Raw genomic sequence first — 16,242 nt, 5'->3', positions numbered from 1 at the left:
CCGTATTTCCCACAACGCTCTTTACCAAAGGACATTCATGGATACGAACGACAGTTTCAAGGCTATTGCCGATTTGAATTTGGACGCGATCAAGGTCAAACTGATGCACCGGGAGTCAGGCGAAGGATGGAGTTTGGAGAAGGCCAACGCGGTGGAATTCGAGTACCGCCGCTTCCTGATCCTGATGAAACAGTTTCCGCAAGAAGAGACGGCGCCCCTGATGGATGTCGATACCTTCTGGCACTACCACATCCTCGACACCCTGAAATATGCGGCCGACTGCGAACAGGTGTTCGGCTACTTCCTCCATCACTTCCCCTACATCGGCTTGCGCGGCGAGGACGACGAAGCGGCGCACCATCGCGTGGGCGAGCGCATGAAGCAGTTGTATGAACAAACGTTCGGGGAAGATTATATCCGCGCTGAAACCGCGTATTCGGGGCGCGCCGTACAGGCGGCGTATTCGGGACGTGCGGTGCAGGAGACGGCTTACTCGGGCCGCGCCGTGCAAACGGCGTTTTCCAGTGCGGCAGTGCAAGCGACTGCTTACTCGGGCCGGGCCGTGCAAACGGCGTTTTCCAGTGCGGCGGTACAGGCGACGGCGTATTCGGGCCGCGCGACCGGGGCTGCCAACACCGCATTTTCCAGCGCCCCTGCCTCACTGGCCGCAGCGGTGGTCAAGTCGTCCTCGACTGGCCTGGAAATGGGGCGCTTCTATGTCGATCGTCCGGTGCTGAACCGCGACCCGCAATAGAAAAGCGGAAAACAGATGTGGCTGCCGCACGCGGCAAGCCTGACGTACCCAGACGGCACCTCTCAGTTTGCCGTCTGTCAGGCGCTCTTAGGCAGCCATCAACTCGCGCAGTTCACGAATGCTGAAATCGCTGATTTCATGCATGCGGATGAGGATCGTGGCGCCGATCGGCAAGGTATTGTGACGAATCTTGCTGATGACCGGTGGCGCCACTTCCAGGGCTCGCGACAAGGCGGCATCGTTTTTCAGTTGCAGCTTGTCGATGATCGCATCGAGGACGCGATTCGGGTTGTAGGTAGGCAAAGAGGTAATTTGTTTGAGAGACATGATCGAAAATCCGTACTTGTTGTATTAGAGCAAAAAGAAACCGAATGTCTCTTCTGCAATAATTCAGGGTAAACACACTAAAAAGCGCCATCACTTATGCGGCTTTTACGCCGCAAACAATATAATACACGCTATTGTTGATTTTTGCGTAACTTAACGCAAAATTGTGATAATTGAAGAGAATTGACGCACTTGGAATGTGCTAGAGGATAACTCAAATTGGAAAAATTTGCTGCAAGTCATCAATTTTTACGATGAGCAACACCGCTATGCATGAGCCAAGCTATGGCCATGAGGGCGCTCAGGCGCGCCATTTCGGCAGATAGATGCCAGCCTTGCGCGGCCACGCCGGCCGGGGTGGCAAGCGGGCACGTGCCCGAAACGGCATCCACGCGGCACCAGGCCAGTTGCCGGCGGATTTCATCGGGCGGCGGCGGCGGCTGCAGCGCACGTTCGCGACGGCGCATGTAAGCGCGTACCTGTTCCTTGCTGGGGTGACTCGTAGCTCGCATGGCTCGCTCCTGCTGACGGGAAACAGCGTCACGCTATGCAGAGCCCGCCACAAGAGCCCAGACGCGTGACGACATTGCTCACCATATCGCCAGCGCGCCATGACGCGTTTGCGCTGCGTCAAAGGTCACAGCCCCGGTGTTGCGCCGAGACCCGTACTGCGCCATGGCCCCAGCGGCCAGGCCCACATTCTTATTTCTTTTGCTGGCGCACGCGCTGCTGCTGCTTTTCCTGCGTTTGCTGGCGATTCTGCTTGCGCTCGAACAAGGTGACCGCATCTTTCTTGGCTTGTTCGACGGTACGCATTTCCTCATGCGCATCGTGCGGGACAAAAAATTCGGCGTCCTGCGCGGCCACGACGAGCTTGATGGCGGCCTCGTCGTCGAGGTCGTACAGTTCCGTCAGGACGGTGGTGACCTCGTCCAGGTATTCTTCGTAAGTGAGGGTGCTCATGCTGTAGTCCTTAAGTGAGTGGCGCAACGCGGGAACGGCGCGCTGCGCGCCGGCCCAGCAAAGTGCGCAGATAACCGGCCATTTTACCCGATGCCGGCGCCATCGGCTGCCATCGCCTGCAAGGCATCGGCCACGCGCGCGTAGCGCAGGCGCACGCCCAGCTCGCGCTTGAGGCGCGTATTGTGCAGGCGGCGCGATTCGGACATGAACGACAGCAGCATCGGCGTGACCACTTGCCGCAGCTCGGCCCGCGGCAGGCGCGGCGGGCGCGGCAAGCCGAACGTATCGGCCACGGCATCGAAATACTCGGCCATCCTGAGTTCGCTGTCATCGCTGGCGTGATACACGCGTCCCGGCTTGCCCCGCCACAGGGCCCGCTCGATGACGCGCGCCAGGTCATCGGCATGGATATGGTTGGTGTACACATCGTCGCTGGCTTCCAGGGCCGGCGTGCCTTCGCGCAAGCGCTTCAGCGGCAGGCGGTCTTGCGCATAAATGCCCGGCACGCGCAGGATGGCCACGCTGGCGCCGCGGCGCGCGCCCCAGCCGCGCAAGACCTGTTCGGCGTCCACGCGCCGCTTCGCGCGCGCATTCGCCGGCGCCGTCGGCCGCGTCTCATCGACCCAGGCGCCGCCGCAATCGCCATACACGCCGCTGGTACTCACATACACCATGCGTGCATGCTCGGGTAAAATGGCGACCAGATTGCGCGTGCGCCGGTCCAGCAAGCCCGATGACATGGGCGGCGCCAGGTGCACGACCATCGTCGCCAGTCCCGCCAGCCGTTTCAGGCTGGCGCGCTCGTCGAGGTTGGCCACGATGGGCACGGCGCCGGCCGCCCGCAACTGCGCGCAGCGCGCCGGCTGGCTGGTGACGGCAAAGACGCGAAAGCGCGCGCGCAGCAGGGGCAGCAGCCGCATGCCGACGTCGCCGCAGCCCAGGATCAGCAAGCGCGGCAAGCCTGAAGGCTTGCGCAAAGAGTGCATTAACATATTTTTCATCTCAAGGATTGTATGACTTTTCAAATTACTGTTCAGCCCAGCGGCCACCAATTCAGCTGCGAAGCGGACGAAACCGTCCTGTCGGCGGCGATACGCGCCGGCGTCGGCCTGCCGTACAGCTGCAAAAGCGGCGCCTGCAGTTCCTGCAAGGGCAAGATCGTGTCCGGCAGCGTACAGCATAAGCCATACCAGGCCCGCTCCCTGACGGAAGATGAAGCGGCGGCCGGCTACTCGCTGCTGTGCTGCGCCGTGCCCCAGGGCGACCTGGTGGTGCAGGCGCGCGAAGTGGCGGGCAGCAGCGACTACCCGATCAAGAAAATGCCGTCGCGCGTGACCACCATCGAAAAAGTCGCGCCCGACGTCGTCGTGCTGACCCTGCAATTGCCAGCCAGCGAGCGCCTGCACTACCGCGCCGGACAGTATATCGAAATCATGCTGCGCGACAACAAACGCCGCAGCTACAGCATGGCCAGCGCGCCCGTCGAAGGCGGCCCCGTGAGCCTGCACGTCCGCCACATGCCAGGCGGCCTGTTCACCGACCAGGTGTTCGGCAGCATGAAGGAGCGCGACATCCTGCGCTTCGAAGGCCCGATGGGCACCTTCTTCCTGCGCGAAGATTCCGACAAGCCCGTCGTGCTGCTGGCCTCGGGCACGGGCTTTGCCCCCTTGAAAGCCATCGTCGAGCACATGATCAACGAGCAATCGCCGCGTCCGATCACCCTGTACTGGGGCGGCCGCCGTCCGCACGATCTGTACATGGACGCCCTGTGCCGCCAGTGGGCCGCCGACTTGCCGCAGTTCACCTATGTGCCCGTCGTGTCGGACGCGCTGCCGGAAGACGCGTGGCAAGGCCGCACGGGCTTCGTGCACCAGGCCGTCATCGCCGACTTGCCCGACATGTCCGCGTATCAAGTGTATGCCTGCGGCGCACCGATCGTCGTCGAGTCGGCCAATCGCGATTTCGTGCAATTGTGTCAATTGCCGGCCGACGAGTTTTACGCAGACGCCTTCACCACGGAAGCCGACCTGGCCAAGTAAGCATCCAGACAGCGGGGTGCTGCTGGCGCGGCATCCGCTGCCGCTCCACCCCGCTGTTTCCTGGAAATTTCATGTCTCTCGCCTCTGCCGGCAACGGCTTCAGTATCCTGCGTCACCGCAACTTCGCCTGTTATCTTTCCGCCCGCGTGCTGGGCACGGTGGCCGTGCAGATGCAGAGCGTGGCCATCGGCTGGCAGGTGTACCAGATCACGGGCAGCCTGTTCGACCTGGGCCTGATCGGCCTGGCGCAATTCGCCCCCTTCCTCGTGCTCATATTGCCGGCCGGCCACGTGGCCGACCGCTACAACCGCCGCAACATCATCGCGTGGTGCCTGGCGGCGCAACTGGCGTGCGCGCTGGCCCTGCTGGCGTTTACGTTAAGCAATGTTTCCATCGTCTGGCCCGTGTTTGCCGTGCTGGTGCTGTTCGGCAGCGCGCGCGCCTTCATGATGCCGGCCACGCAAGCCGTGCTGGTCAACATGGTGCCCACGCAACACTTCAGCCGCGCCGTCGCGCTCAGCTCATCCAGTTCCCACGTGGCCATCATCCTCGGGCCCACCCTGGGCGGCTTGCTGTATTACTTCGGCCCCAAGGTCGTGTATCTGATCTCGTCCGCGCTGCTGGTCGTGTCCGTCCTGCTGATGCGCGCCACCACCCCGGCGCCGCAAGTGGTCAAGCGCGAACCCGTCAGCTGGCATACCCTGCTCGAAGGCTTGCGCTTCGTCTGGTCGAAGCCCATCGTGCTGGGCGCCATTTCGCTCGACCTGTTTGCCGTGCTGTTCGGCGGCGCCACGGCCCTGCTGCCGGCGCTGGCGCATGACGTGCTGCATGCCGGACCCAGCGGCCTGGGCTTGCTGCGCACGGCGCCGGGCGCGGGCGCCGCCCTGTGCTCGATCGCGCTGGCCATGTTTCCCATCACGCGCCGCGTGGGCGCGTGGATGTTCGGCGGCGTGGCCGTCTTCGGCCTGGGCACCCTGGTGCTGGGCAGCACCAGCTATTTCCCGCTGGCCCTGGCGGCGCTGTTCCTGATGGGCGCCGGCGACATGGTCAGCGTCTACATCCGCCACCTGCTGGTGCAGTTCGAGACGCCGGACGAAATCCGCGGCCGGGTCAGCGCCGTGAACGCCGTCTTCATCGGCGCCTCGAACGAGCTGGGCGAATTCGAATCGGGCTTGACGGCCGGCTGGTTCGGCCTCGTGCGTGCCGTGCTCTTCGGCGGCGCCGCCACCCTGGCCGTGACGGGTATCTGGGCCGTGCTGTTCCCCGTACTGTCGCGCATGGACCGCTTCCCCCACCACGAGAAGGAAGCGGCCGCCAGGACGGCCACCGCGGCGAGCGCATAAGGTCTAAGATGCGCTATCCCCACTGAAGAACCTGCACCATGAAAATCACGCTTCCATTCCACGGCTTCATCCGCAGCCGCCCCCACCTGAGCATGGCCACGGCCATCGGCGTGGCGGCCGGCCTGCTGCTGCCCGCATCCTGGCAACAGATGACGCGTTTGCTGACGGCGTGGAATGTCGCCGTCTGGTTCTACCTGGCAACGATGGCCTGGATGATGATGCGCGCCAACCACCACAAGGTCAAAGCCATGGCGGCGCGCCAGGATGAGCGGGCGGCAACCGTCCTGTCGGCCCTGTCCGTCGCATCCGTGATGAGCCTGGTGGCCATCGTCTCGCAGTTGTCCTCGATGAAAGACATGGCGCCGGACGAGCGCGCGATGCATTACGGCCTGACGATCCTCACCCTGGTCGGTTCCTGGTTCCTCGTCGGCACCCTGTTCTGCTTTCATTACGCCCACCTGTACTACCAGGCCGATCCCGCGTTGCGCCCCCTGAAGTTTCCCGACGACGAGCAAAGCCCCGATTACTGGGATTTCCTGTATTTCGCCTTCACCATCGCCGTCGCCGTGCAAACGTCGGACGTTTCCGTGCAGACGCGCATGATGCGGCAAATCGTGCTGGGACAATCCGTACTGAGCTTTTTCTTCAACCTGGTCGTGCTGGGGCTGTCGATCAATATCGCGGCCGGTCTCATCAATGGCTGAGGGTAAATAATTTCGTAGTGGAAACTTGACCTGGCTGAAGGGTTAAGCTCATCTTAATCGTGCGCACCCTCTTGAAATACTGGAAAGAGGAGTAAGATAAGTCATGCACAGGGATCAAGTGCATGAGGCAAGAACCAGGCGCCGACGCGCCCCGGCAGCGGGTTTGACCACTGCCATGCAAGGCGCCTGAGATGGGTTTTTTTTGAATTGACAGGAGTAAGCATATGCAAATCAATATTCATACCGACAGCACCATCGCCAACACCGCTGGACTGAACGAACATGTGCAATCCGTACTTGAAAGCGCACTGAACCGCTTCCGCGACAACCTGACCCGCATCGAAGTCCACATCAGCGACACGAATGGCCCGAAAGGCGGCGCCGACGATATCCGCTGCGTCATGGAAGCACGCGTTGCTGGCTATCAACCGATCGCCGTGACCGAACAGAACGCCACCGTGCATCAATCCGTTGCCGGCGCCACCGATAAACTGAAACGCGCCATCGATAGCGCCCTGGGCCGCCTGCAAGACAGCAAGCGCCACGCCACCGGCAAGAATGCCGTGATCGATACGGCCGAAGCGGAAGAAACCGCCGAGTAATCCCCACCCGCAGGATTTTCAGAGACTGAGGCAGCCGTTCAAGGCTGCCTTTGCACATCCGGCCCGCCTTTCGCGCGCGGCAACATCCATAACAAAACCGCAAGCATTCCTGCGTATTGACGCGGCAATGAAATAATTGTCGTATTTCTCACAGTAAGTGACCTCAAGCAAGCCTTTGGCGTTACAGCCAAGGCCGCTTTACGCTATCATGAAGCTACCGGCCCCCTGCTCGCGCGCCGGCTTTTTGAAAGTGTGATTGTGGAACAGATCGGCAACTTCGGCGCTTCAGGCTGCAACATCGGCGATTTACAGCTATTTCGCGATGGGGCGGATAGCCAGACGGCCGCCATGCTGGCGCCCTGCCCCGTGATGCGCCTGGAAGCGGGCGAAGCCATTGCCGACACGCAAGGCGCCAGCCTGTACATCGTCCTGCGCGGCTCGCTGGCCGTGGCCGCCGACACCCACACGGGCATGGATGACGGCACCGTCAGCAAGGTCTTGCCCGGCGAAAGCGTGGGCGAACAATCGGTGCTCGATGAAGCGAGCAACCTGGCCGCCATTTCCGCCCTGGAAGAAACCGACTTGCTGGTGATCGACGCGGCCATCGTATGGGAATTGATCGAGCAGTCGAACGGCTTGGCGCGCAACCTGCTGCGGCTGCTGTCCTTCCGCATCCGCGCCGCCAATGCCTTGCTGCGCCGGCGCCAGAAACTGGGCGAATTCTACCGCCAGCTGTCGATGGTCGACAGCCTGACGGGCTTGTACAACCGCGCCTGGCTGACGGATTTACTGCCCAACATGATCGTCACGGCCCACGCCAGCGGCTCGCCGCTGTCGCTGGTGATGATAGACCTCGACCATTTCAAGCGCTTCAACGACACGCACGGCCACCAGGCGGGCGACCAGGCACTGCGCATCGCCGCGCAAGTGCTGGGCGCGGCCCTGCGGCCCACGGATTTCGCCGTGCGCTACGGTGGCGAGGAAATGATGGTGATCTTGCCCGATACCAACGAACACGTGGCCTTGCGGGTGGCCGAGCGCTTGTGCGAGCGCATGCAGCTCGCCGTCATCTTCGCCGACATGCGCAGCGCCTTGCCGCACATCACGGGTTCCTTCGGCGTGGCCAGCCTGGCGGCCGAACAGGACGACCATGCGCTGATCGCCGCGGCCGACGCGGCGCTCTATCGCGCCAAAGCATCGGGCCGCAACAGGGTCATGCTGTAGTTCAGGCGGCCTTGCTGTCGGCCGGCTTGGCGGCGTCATCCTTCTTACTGCTGTGCGCGGCGATGAAGTCGGCATAGCCCTTTTGCACCAGCTCGTACGTCTTGTCGATATTGCCGGCGATGTCGCCATTCAGCACTTTCAAGCCGCCCAGGATGTCGCGCGCTTCCTTGAAGCCTTTTTCCATGCCGCCGCTGATGGTGTCCATGAACTTGGTCAGGGCCGTATCGTCGTCCAGGCCGGGATTCTGTTTCTTGAAAGCATCAAAAAATCCCGTCGAGAGCGATACAATGCGGTTCGCCGTCGCTTCGGCGCTGTTATCCTGCGAAGCCGCGTTCTGGATCGCATCCTCGCCGTACTGACCCTTCAGCGCTTCATTGATGTTGGTGATGGCCGCCTTGTACAGCAGCGCCAGCGGTTCGTTCTCGGAACCGATCGACACGTTCAGCGACGCCTGCATGATGGAAGCGTTCAATTGCAGCTTGGTGCGGTCATTCACGCTCATTTCAGCGTTGACGCCGTCCTTTTGCTGGACTTTATCGTCCTTGCCGGCAACGCCCGTACTGACGGAAGTCACGGAAGGGGTGGAATTGCCGCTTGCGGCGATGGGAATTGACACGATAGACCTCCTTGAACGGGCAATGTATGCCACCATGCGGGAAACGCGATGATGACCATCCTCTCGTGTAGTATCGGCAGGTTTTCAGAAAACTGTAGCAGCGGCCGCTTTTGGCGGCCCGGATAACCAATCAAGCAACGACCATCAATGACTAACCAGACCTTTCTTTGGCACGACTACGAAACTTTTGGCGCCCAGCCGCGCCGCGACCGCCCGGCCCAGTTCGCCGCCATCCGCACGGATGCCGACCTCAACGAGATCGGCGAACCCATCATGCTGTATTGTCAGCCTGCCAATGATTTCCTGCCCGACCCGCAATCGTGCCTGATCACGGGCATCACGCCGCAGCAGTGTCTGCAGCTGGGCGTGCCCGAACACCAGTTCGCCGCCACCATCGAAGCGGCCTTTTCGGAGCCGGGCACCATCGGCGTGGGCTACAACACCATCCGTTTCGACGATGAAGTCACGCGTTTCCTGTTCTGGCGCAACCTGATCGACCCGTATGCGCGCGAATGGAAGAACCATTGCGGCCGCTGGGACATCCTCGACGTGGTGCGCATGACGCACGCGCTGCGCCCGGAAGGCATCGCATGGCCAAAGCGTGACGATGGCCAGACCAGTTTTAAACTGGAACACTTGAGCAAGGCCAATGGCCTGGTCCACGAAGCGGCGCATGATGCACTGTCCGACGTGCGCGCCACCATCGCCCTGGCACGCCTGATCAAGCAGAAACAGCCGAAATTGTTCGAATTCTGCCTGGCCCTGCACAAGAAGGACCGGGTCGCCAGCGAAATGGGCATGCACCTGGCCGCCGGCGAGCGCCAGCCTTTCCTGCACGTGTCGGGCATGTTCCCCGCCGAACGGGGTTGCCTGGGCATCGTCTGGCCGCTGGCCACGCATCCGAGCAATAAGAATGAAATCCTCGTCTGGGATTGCGCCTACGACCCGCGCGAGCTGTTCCAGCTGGACGCCGACACCATCCGCACGCGCCTGTTCACGCGCAAGGACGCCATGCCGGAAGGCATGACGCGCCTGCCCGTGAAAAGCGTGCACCTGAACAAGTCGCCCATGCTGGTCGGCAATTTAAAAACGCTGTCGCCGGCCATGGCCGCGCAATGGGGCATCGATCTGGACGCGGCGAAGGTCAACGCGCAATTCGCCGCCGCGGCGCCGAACATGGATGCCGTCTGGGCTGAAGTATTCCAGCGCCCGGGCGCGAATGCCGCGCTGGACGTGGATGAGGATTTGTACAATGGTTTCGTCAGCAACGATGACCGCCGCCTGCTCGAATCCTTGCGCCGCGACACGCCGGCCAAGCTGGCCACGGCCCGCCCCTCGTTTGCCGACGAACGCCTGCAGGAACTGCTGTTCCGCTACCGCGCCCGCAATTTCCCGCAAACCCTGAGCGAAGCGGAAAGTCTGCGCTGGGAACAGCACCGCGCCGCCCGCCTGTTCGACGGCGACGCCGGCGCCCGCACCATCGAAATGCTGTTTACGGAAATCGACGTGCTGTCGGAATCCGTCGATGAGCGGGGCGAGGAAATTCTGGGAGAACTCTACGATTACGCGGAGATCGTCGCACCACAGCGTGACTAAATGCAAAATGCCGGGCTAGCCCGGCATTTTTTATGGATGACAAACAACAGTCATCACGGTGCCTGACAGAAGCGTAGCGAGCGGATGGGAGTTGCGGCCGAGAAGCGCAACTGTGCTATGGCACAGTGAGCATCGCCGGCCGCAAATCTCGACGCGCAGTAGCTTATGTCAGCCACCATCAGACGCGCGGTGCGCGTTGATCGCATCGCGCGTTTCAATGGCCACGCGGCGCGCGGCGTCGGCGAAGTCTTCGCCCGTCTGCGGCGTGGCGTAGATGATGGCGCGCGACGAGCTGATCATCATGCCCATGCCGTTCGCCGTCTGGCCCGCGCCGACGGTGGCGGCGATGTCGCCGCCCTGGGCGCCGATACCGGGCACCAGCAGCGGCATGTCGCCGACGATGGCGCGCACCTGCGCCAGTTCTTCAGGGAAGGTGGCGCCGACGACGAGCGCGCACTGGCCGTTTTTATTCCACTTCTCGGCCACCAGGCGCGCCACGCGCTGGTACAGCGGTTCGCCATCCGTATTCAGGAATTGCAGGTCCGAGCCGCCCGGGTTCGACGTGCGGCACAGGATAATCACGCCGCGGTCTTTCCACGCCAGGTAGGGATCGAGCGAATCTTCGCCCATGTACGGGTTCACGGTGACGGCATCGGCGCCGTAGCGCTCGAACGCTTCGCGCGCGTATTGCGTGGCCGTCGCGCCGATGTCGCCCCGTTTCGCGTCGAGGATCAGCGGGATGTGCGGATAATTCTCGCGCACGTAGCGGCAGATGTCTTCCAGCTGCTTTTCCGCGCCCAGCGCGGAAAAATACGCGATCTGCGGCTTGAAGGCGCAAGCCAGGTCGGCCGTGGCATCGATGATGCGCGTGCAAAAGGTGGTGATTCCATCAGGCAGGTCGCGCAGTTCGGCCGGCAGTTTCGCCAGGTCGGGGTCCAGGCCCACGCACAGCAGGGAATTATTGGCCGTCCACGCGGCGGATAATTTATTGATGAAATTCACGGCACACCTTCTCTATATTCAGTTGCAAACCCCGTATTGTAACGCGGCGCAGGCTTGCCAAGGCGTCACAAGGCGGTCGGGGCCGGCCGCTGGCGCTTATTAAACCGACATTACGGGCCGTTTCAGGTATATTTGCCTCACCTCCCTTACTCTGCACGGAACCCATCATGCAAATCACCAATCAATTCACCAAATGGCTGCGCCTGGCGCTGAGCGTCACCGTCCTGGCCGGCGTCCTGACGGGCTGCGGCTACAACGACTTCCAGAGCAAGGACGAGGCCACCAAGGCCGCCTGGGGCGAAGTGGTCAACCAGTACCAGCGCCGCGCCGACCTGATCCCCAACCTGGTGAACACCGTCAAGGGCTACGCCACGCACGAGCGCGAAACGCTGGAAGCGGTGACCAAGGCGCGCGCCGCCGCCACCAGTTTCCAGATCACGCCAGAAGTGCTGAACGACCCGGCCGCGTTCGAAAAATTCCAGCAAGTGCAGGGGCAGCTGTCGTCGGCCCTGTCGCGCCTGATGGTGGTATCCGAGAAGTACCCGGACTTGAAGGCCGACACCAGCTTCCGCGACTTGCAGTCGCAGCTGGAAGGCACGGAAAACCGCATCACCGTGGCGCGCCAGCGTTACATCGTTGCCGTGCAGGATTACAACGTGCATGCGCGCAGCTTCCCGAACAACCTGACGGCCATGGTCTTCGGCTACAAGGTCAAGCCATCGTTCACGGTGGAAAATGAAAAAGCCATCTCGACCGCACCGACCGTCAACTTTGGCAAATAACATGAAAGCCTGGTCCTATCTCGCGGCGCTGGCGACGGCGCTGCTGCTGTGGACGATGCCGCCAGCCGGCGCACAGGGCTTGCAGCCCGTGCCACCGCTGGCCGCGCGCGTGACGGACAACGCCGGCATGCTGGACGCCAAGCAAAAGGCGGCGCTGGAAGGCGTGCTGGCCGATTACGAAGCCAAGACGGGCAGCCAGATCGCCGTGCTGCTGGTCAAGAGCACGGAACCGGAAGCCATCGAGCAATACAGCATCCGCGTGACGGATGCCTGGAAGCTGGGCCGCAAGGGCGTCGATGACGGCGTGCTGCTGATGGTGGCGAAGGACAACCCCTCGTCCCTGCGCCGCCTGCGCATCGAGGCGGGCCGCGGCGTGCAGGGCGTGCTGACGGATGCGCAATCGAAACGCATCCTGCAAGACGTGATCGCCCCCCATTTCAAGCAAAACGATTACTACGGCGGCCTGGTGGCCGGCGTGGGGTCGATTGCCACCCTGCTGAACCAGGAGCAATTCCCCGCTGCGGCACAGCAGAAGGCGCCAGCCACCGTGGAAGCGGGCGGCATGACCTTTTGGCTGCCGCTGCTGTTCTTCGGCTTCCTCGTCGTGCTGACCCTGTTCCGCTCGCGCGGCGGGCCGACGCGCCTGCAGCGCGGCAGCAACTGGTCCAGCGGCGCCACGGGCGTCGTGCTGGGTAGCATCCTCAGCCAGGCGCTGAACAACCGCGGCGGTGGCGGCTTCGGCGGCGGCGGAGGTGGTTTTGGCGGTGGCAGCAGTGGCGGCGGTGGTTTCGGTGGCGGCGGCGGCGGTTTTGACGGCGGCGGCGCCTCGGGAGATTGGTAATGACGAAACAACTGACATTCGGACAACGCTGCGGACGGGCCTTGAAACATTTGCGGGGCACGCCGGCGACGGCGCGCCACGCCTTTCCGGAACGCACCCTGAAAGCCATCGAGACAGCCATCGCCGGCGGTGAAGCGATGCACCAGGCGGAAGTGCGCCTGATCGTCGAAGCGGCCCTGACGCCGGGCATGGCGTACCAGGGCGTGAGCAACCGCGAGCGGGCGCGCGAACTGTTCGCCCAGTATGGCGTGTGGGATACGGAAGACAACGTCGGCGTGCTGATCTACATCAACCTGGCCGAACACCAGGTCGATATCGTGGCCGACCGCAACGTGGGCCGCCGCGTCACGCCGGAGCAGTGGCAAGCCGTGTGCCGCACCATGACCAAAGGGTTCAAGGATGGCAATTACCACGACAGCACCCTGGAAGCGCTGGCGCAGCTCAATACCCTGCTGCAAAGCCACTTCCCCGCCAACGGCACGCGCGGCAACCAGTTGCCGAACGAGCCCATCCTCCTCTGATTCCTGCCCAGGGATTAAAATCTGCCCATTGCCGCGCAGGCTGGTGTTCCTGGCAGCGCGGCCCCCATACCCCGCCGAGGAGCACACATGAAATTAGTCAATAAAACCGCCATCGTCACGGGCGCCACGCAAGGCATCGGCCTGGCTTGCGCCACCCGCCTGATCGCCGAAGGGGCGCAAGTGATGCTGGTCGACATCAAGGAAGAAGGCGCACAGGCGGCCGCCGCCCTCGGCCCGCAGGCGCGCTTCTTTTGCGCCGACGTCAGCCAGAAGGCGGACGTGGACGCCATGCTGAAGGAAACCCTGGCGCAGTTCGGCCACATCGATATCCTCGTCAACAATGCGGGCGTCACGCACGCGGCCGATTTCCTCGACGTCTGCGAAGACGATTTCGACCGGGTCATGCGCATCAACCTGAAATCGATGTTCCTGTGCGGCCAGGCCGTGGCGCGCGAAATGGTCAAGCGCAACAGCGGCTGCATCATCAACATGTCCAGCGTGAATGCGGAACTGGCCATTCCGAACCAGGTGCCGTACGTGGTGTCGAAGGGCGCCATCAACCAGCTGACCAAGGTCATGGCCCTGAACCTGGCCTCGCACGGCGTGCGCGTCAACGGCATCGGGCCAGGCACCATCCTGACGGAACTGGCCAAGCAGGCGGTGCTGTCGAGCCCGGAAGCGCGCCACACGATTTTGTCGCGCACGCCGCTGGGCCGCTGCGGCGAACCGGAAGAAGTGGCCGGCATCGCCGCCTTCCTGGCCAGCGACGACGCCACCTACATGACGGGCCAGACCATCTATGTCGATGGCGGGCGCATGGCGCTCAATTACACGGTGGCCGTGAAGGAATGAAGGCAGGCGCGGCAAGTTATACAAAAAAAGAATAATGGTTATCCGAAAAGATCATTAGACACATATCGTGCAACGCAGCATAATGCACCTGTCTCCACTATTCTCCTCCAAGAAAATAGTTTTAAGCCCGCTTTCACCAGCGGGCTTTTTTTTCGCTATCAGTCTTGAAACATGGCTATTCTTGCCATTCCCCACACTCTTTCCGACAATTTGCGCTGCCGCAAAAAAATGTTGCGGCGTGTCATCAGGCCGTCATCTTCGCCCCCTATACTTGCTTCATCTGCTGTACAGGCAACCGATATGCCTGACTACAGACAGGTGTGCCGCGATGGCACACCACTCCCCTTTCATGACCGTGGCGGGCGCCCGCAAGGCGCGCGACATGGTAAGTACCGAGCAACTCTCAACTCTTGACCCATTTCATTTGGGTTTTTGGCCCGCGCCCCCGCGGGCCTTTTTTTGCCTGTCCAGCAAGCTCTTGCGCAAAAACACGGTGGCCCGCCACGCGCATGATATTGTGGCGTCCTTTCCACCTGTCCTGACGCCTCATGCCCGCACCCTTGCCCGAACTGTGTTTTGCCGACCGCTACGAACGCCTGCGCTACCGCACCGCGCTGGTGCTATATGTGCTGGTGATCCTGATCGGCGACATTCCCGGCGTGCGCGCGGACGTGGGCCAGTATGCGTCGGGCGGCGTGCTGCACTCCTTCGGTTATGGCGTGCTGGCCCTGATCCTGTTCAGCGGCACGGGCGGCGGCATGGCGCGCCGGGCGCTGCTGTCGGTGCTGATGGTGGCGGCCATGGGCGCGCTGGACGAATTCATCCAGAGTTTCCTGCCCTACCGCCATGGCGCCGTCAGCGACTGGGTGGTCGATGTCACGGCTGCCGCGGCGGTCTGCCTGCCGCTGTATTTCCTGTGGCCGAAAATGGTCGCCGCTGCCCTTGGCAAGGACGCGCCGCTGCCCGAAGCCTGAACGGGGGATGGCTCGCGCCCGTCAGGCGCGGTCCGCTTCGCTATCCTGCAGTGCCAGCCGCAACTGTCCCTGGCCCCGCTTGCCCAGGCGCCGCATCAGGGCGCGCGTCTCGCGCCGGCTGCCGGCCCCCATGGCGCGTGCCGTATCGCGCTGCATCTCCAGCAACTGTTCCGAGCGCGCCAGCCGCACCAGACCATGCAAGGCCTGGGCCAGCACATGGCGCGCACGGACATCGTGCGCAGTGCCGCCGATGGCCAGCACCAATTCATCGATCAGTTTTGCTGTAGGGCCAGATGACATTTTTTCTCCCGATTGAACAGTGAGGAAACGTGCAGCCGCACGAAGTGGTAATTGCCAGCATCGTTTATACCAAGCACGGCAATTAGACACTTGATCTAGCTCAATCGACAATGACGGCCGCCGAACATCCCTGTTCCGCCATGCTCTTACATGCAGCAATCGCCGCCATCCGCATCACCGCGGGTGCCGATCCTGAGTGTGCGACCATGAGGAGACCAAGATGAGATCAAAAACCACCCTGCTGCTGACCGGCCTGACATGCGCCTTGCTGGCAGCCTGCCATTCCACGGACAAAACCAGTCTGGCGCGCAGCAATAGCGGCGAAACCTATGCCGCGCCGGCCGGCACGACGCCGCAAAGCAGCACGGCCAGCACCGCCAGCAGCACGGCCGCCGATACGAGCAACGCCCAGAGCAGCATGAGCAGCGACATGCGCAACGACGCGAACCCATCCACCATGAACATCAGCTCGGCCACGGTGCAGTCGATAGAAACCGTGCCGCGCAGCATGGACCAAGGCAGTGGCGACATGCAGGCGGGCACGTCGGGCACGGCCGGCAGCACTTCGGGGGCGGCGGGCAACATGCTGTACCGCGTCACCTTGCGCCTGGACGACGGCACGACGCGCACCTTTGTGCAAAACACCCAGCCCGCCTTCCAGATCGGCGACCGGGTCAGCGTGCAAAAAGGCGTGATGCAGCGCTATTGATCGGTATATTGATCGATATCAACGCTGGCCGGCGTTGGCCGATTTCCTCCACGCCTGACCGCACTTGGCACGTATTTGGCACGCAGTTATCAT

At 62.5% G+C, this 16,242-nt stretch carries 20 protein-coding genes; 13 read left to right on the top strand and 7 right to left on the bottom strand.

Annotation, left to right across the window (positions count from 1 at the left end; all coding sequences use genetic code 11):
* Positions 1-37 precede the first annotated feature (37 nt).
* Entirely contained in the window at positions 38-754 is a 717-nt protein-coding gene (locus NCG91_RS12160) for a glycine-rich domain-containing protein (protein ID WP_099665221.1), read from the top strand.
* 87 nt (positions 755-841) lie between these two features.
* Here NCG91_RS12160 and NCG91_RS12155 read toward each other — a convergent pair whose 3' ends face one another.
* The 4 genes from NCG91_RS12155 to NCG91_RS12140 form a co-directional block, all read right to left on the bottom strand.
* The gene (locus tag NCG91_RS12155; protein ID WP_029496207.1) at positions 842-1,081 is read right to left on the bottom strand and encodes a hypothetical protein; all 240 of its coding nucleotides are present in this window, start codon (positions 1,079-1,081) and stop codon (positions 842-844) included.
* 242 nt (positions 1,082-1,323) lie between these two features.
* Complete coding sequence (locus tag NCG91_RS12150; protein ID WP_251349881.1) at positions 1,324-1,548, bottom strand: hypothetical protein; 225 nt, start codon at positions 1,546-1,548, stop codon at positions 1,324-1,326.
* A 235-nt stretch (positions 1,549-1,783) separates the two neighbouring features.
* On the bottom strand, positions 1,784-2,044 hold the full coding sequence (locus NCG91_RS12145; protein WP_034759943.1) for a hypothetical protein: 261 nt from the start codon (positions 2,042-2,044) through the stop codon (positions 1,784-1,786).
* Between the two features lie 83 nt (positions 2,045-2,127).
* Positions 2,128-3,045, bottom strand: coding sequence for an SDR family oxidoreductase (locus NCG91_RS12140; protein WP_099665223.1), 918 nt, complete (start codon positions 3,043-3,045; stop codon positions 2,128-2,130).
* Positions 3,046-3,057: 12 nt separating this feature from the next.
* Here NCG91_RS12140 and NCG91_RS12135 point away from each other — a divergent pair, with 12 nt between their 5' ends.
* From NCG91_RS12135 to NCG91_RS12115, 5 genes are all read left to right on the top strand, one after another.
* On the top strand, positions 3,058-4,083 hold the full coding sequence (locus NCG91_RS12135; protein WP_251349880.1) for a CDP-6-deoxy-delta-3,4-glucoseen reductase: 1,026 nt from the start codon (positions 3,058-3,060) through the stop codon (positions 4,081-4,083).
* A 71-nt stretch (positions 4,084-4,154) separates the two neighbouring features.
* On the top strand, positions 4,155-5,426 hold the full coding sequence (locus tag NCG91_RS12130; RefSeq protein WP_251349879.1) for an MFS transporter: 1,272 nt from the start codon (positions 4,155-4,157) through the stop codon (positions 5,424-5,426).
* Between the two features lie 38 nt (positions 5,427-5,464).
* Positions 5,465-6,130: a DUF1345 domain-containing protein gene (locus NCG91_RS12125; protein WP_251349878.1), complete on the top strand. Its 666-nt coding sequence runs from the start codon at positions 5,465-5,467 to the stop codon at positions 6,128-6,130.
* 224 nt (positions 6,131-6,354) lie between these two features.
* Positions 6,355-6,732, top strand: a complete 378-nt coding sequence (locus NCG91_RS12120) for an HPF/RaiA family ribosome-associated protein (protein WP_034781728.1) — start codon at positions 6,355-6,357, stop codon at positions 6,730-6,732.
* A 258-nt stretch (positions 6,733-6,990) separates the two neighbouring features.
* A complete protein-coding gene (locus NCG91_RS12115; protein WP_099389628.1) occupies positions 6,991-7,956 on the top strand; it encodes a GGDEF domain-containing protein in 966 nt (321 codons plus the stop codon).
* A gap of 1 nt (position 7,957) precedes the next feature.
* Here the strand turns inward: NCG91_RS12115 and NCG91_RS12110 are convergent, their stop codons facing one another.
* The gene (locus NCG91_RS12110) at positions 7,958-8,572 is read right to left on the bottom strand and encodes a DUF5610 domain-containing protein (RefSeq protein ID WP_251349877.1); all 615 of its coding nucleotides are present in this window, start codon (positions 8,570-8,572) and stop codon (positions 7,958-7,960) included.
* A gap of 147 nt (positions 8,573-8,719) precedes the next feature.
* Between NCG91_RS12110 and sbcB the strand changes: the two genes are divergently transcribed.
* Positions 8,720-10,168 (top strand): exodeoxyribonuclease I, encoded by a 1,449-nt coding sequence (sbcB, locus tag NCG91_RS12105; RefSeq protein ID WP_251349876.1) that lies wholly within the window; start codon positions 8,720-8,722, stop codon positions 10,166-10,168.
* Between the two features lie 168 nt (positions 10,169-10,336).
* On the opposite strand, the gene pyrF is transcribed toward sbcB, so the two are convergent.
* Positions 10,337-11,170, bottom strand: a complete 834-nt coding sequence (pyrF, locus tag NCG91_RS12100; protein WP_251349875.1) for an orotidine-5'-phosphate decarboxylase — start codon at positions 11,168-11,170, stop codon at positions 10,337-10,339.
* 167 nt (positions 11,171-11,337) lie between these two features.
* On the opposite strand from pyrF, the gene NCG91_RS12095 reads away from it, so the two are divergent.
* From NCG91_RS12095 to NCG91_RS12075, 5 genes are all read left to right on the top strand, one after another.
* Complete coding sequence (locus tag NCG91_RS12095; protein WP_034781723.1) at positions 11,338-11,952, top strand: LemA family protein; 615 nt, start codon at positions 11,338-11,340, stop codon at positions 11,950-11,952.
* A gap of 1 nt (position 11,953) precedes the next feature.
* Complete coding sequence (locus tag NCG91_RS12090; protein ID WP_251349874.1) at positions 11,954-12,793, top strand: TPM domain-containing protein; 840 nt, start codon at positions 11,954-11,956, stop codon at positions 12,791-12,793.
* On the top strand, positions 12,793-13,314 hold the full coding sequence (locus NCG91_RS12085) for a TPM domain-containing protein (RefSeq protein WP_251349873.1): 522 nt from the start codon (positions 12,793-12,795) through the stop codon (positions 13,312-13,314). Before NCG91_RS12090 ends, NCG91_RS12085 begins: the two co-directional genes overlap by 1 nt.
* 87 nt (positions 13,315-13,401) lie before the next feature.
* On the top strand, positions 13,402-14,166 hold the full coding sequence (locus NCG91_RS12080) for an SDR family NAD(P)-dependent oxidoreductase (RefSeq protein ID WP_099665232.1): 765 nt from the start codon (positions 13,402-13,404) through the stop codon (positions 14,164-14,166).
* A 548-nt stretch (positions 14,167-14,714) separates the two neighbouring features.
* On the top strand, positions 14,715-15,140 hold the full coding sequence (locus NCG91_RS12075) for a VanZ family protein (protein ID WP_251349872.1): 426 nt from the start codon (positions 14,715-14,717) through the stop codon (positions 15,138-15,140).
* Between the two features lie 21 nt (positions 15,141-15,161).
* On the opposite strand, the gene NCG91_RS12070 is transcribed toward NCG91_RS12075, so the two are convergent.
* On the bottom strand, positions 15,162-15,440 hold the full coding sequence (locus NCG91_RS12070; RefSeq protein WP_143451371.1) for a hypothetical protein: 279 nt from the start codon (positions 15,438-15,440) through the stop codon (positions 15,162-15,164).
* 220 nt (positions 15,441-15,660) lie between these two features.
* Between NCG91_RS12070 and NCG91_RS12065 the strand changes: the two genes are divergently transcribed.
* Positions 15,661-16,149, top strand: coding sequence for a hypothetical protein (locus NCG91_RS12065; RefSeq protein ID WP_251349871.1), 489 nt, complete (start codon positions 15,661-15,663; stop codon positions 16,147-16,149).
* The last annotated feature ends 93 nt before the right edge of the window (positions 16,150-16,242 follow it).

It is taken from the genome of Janthinobacterium kumbetense (genome assembly GCF_023703445.1).
GTDB lineage: Bacteria > Pseudomonadota > Gammaproteobacteria > Burkholderiales > Burkholderiaceae_D > Janthinobacterium > Janthinobacterium kumbetense.
This window is presented reverse-complemented; position numbering and strand designations above follow the sequence as displayed.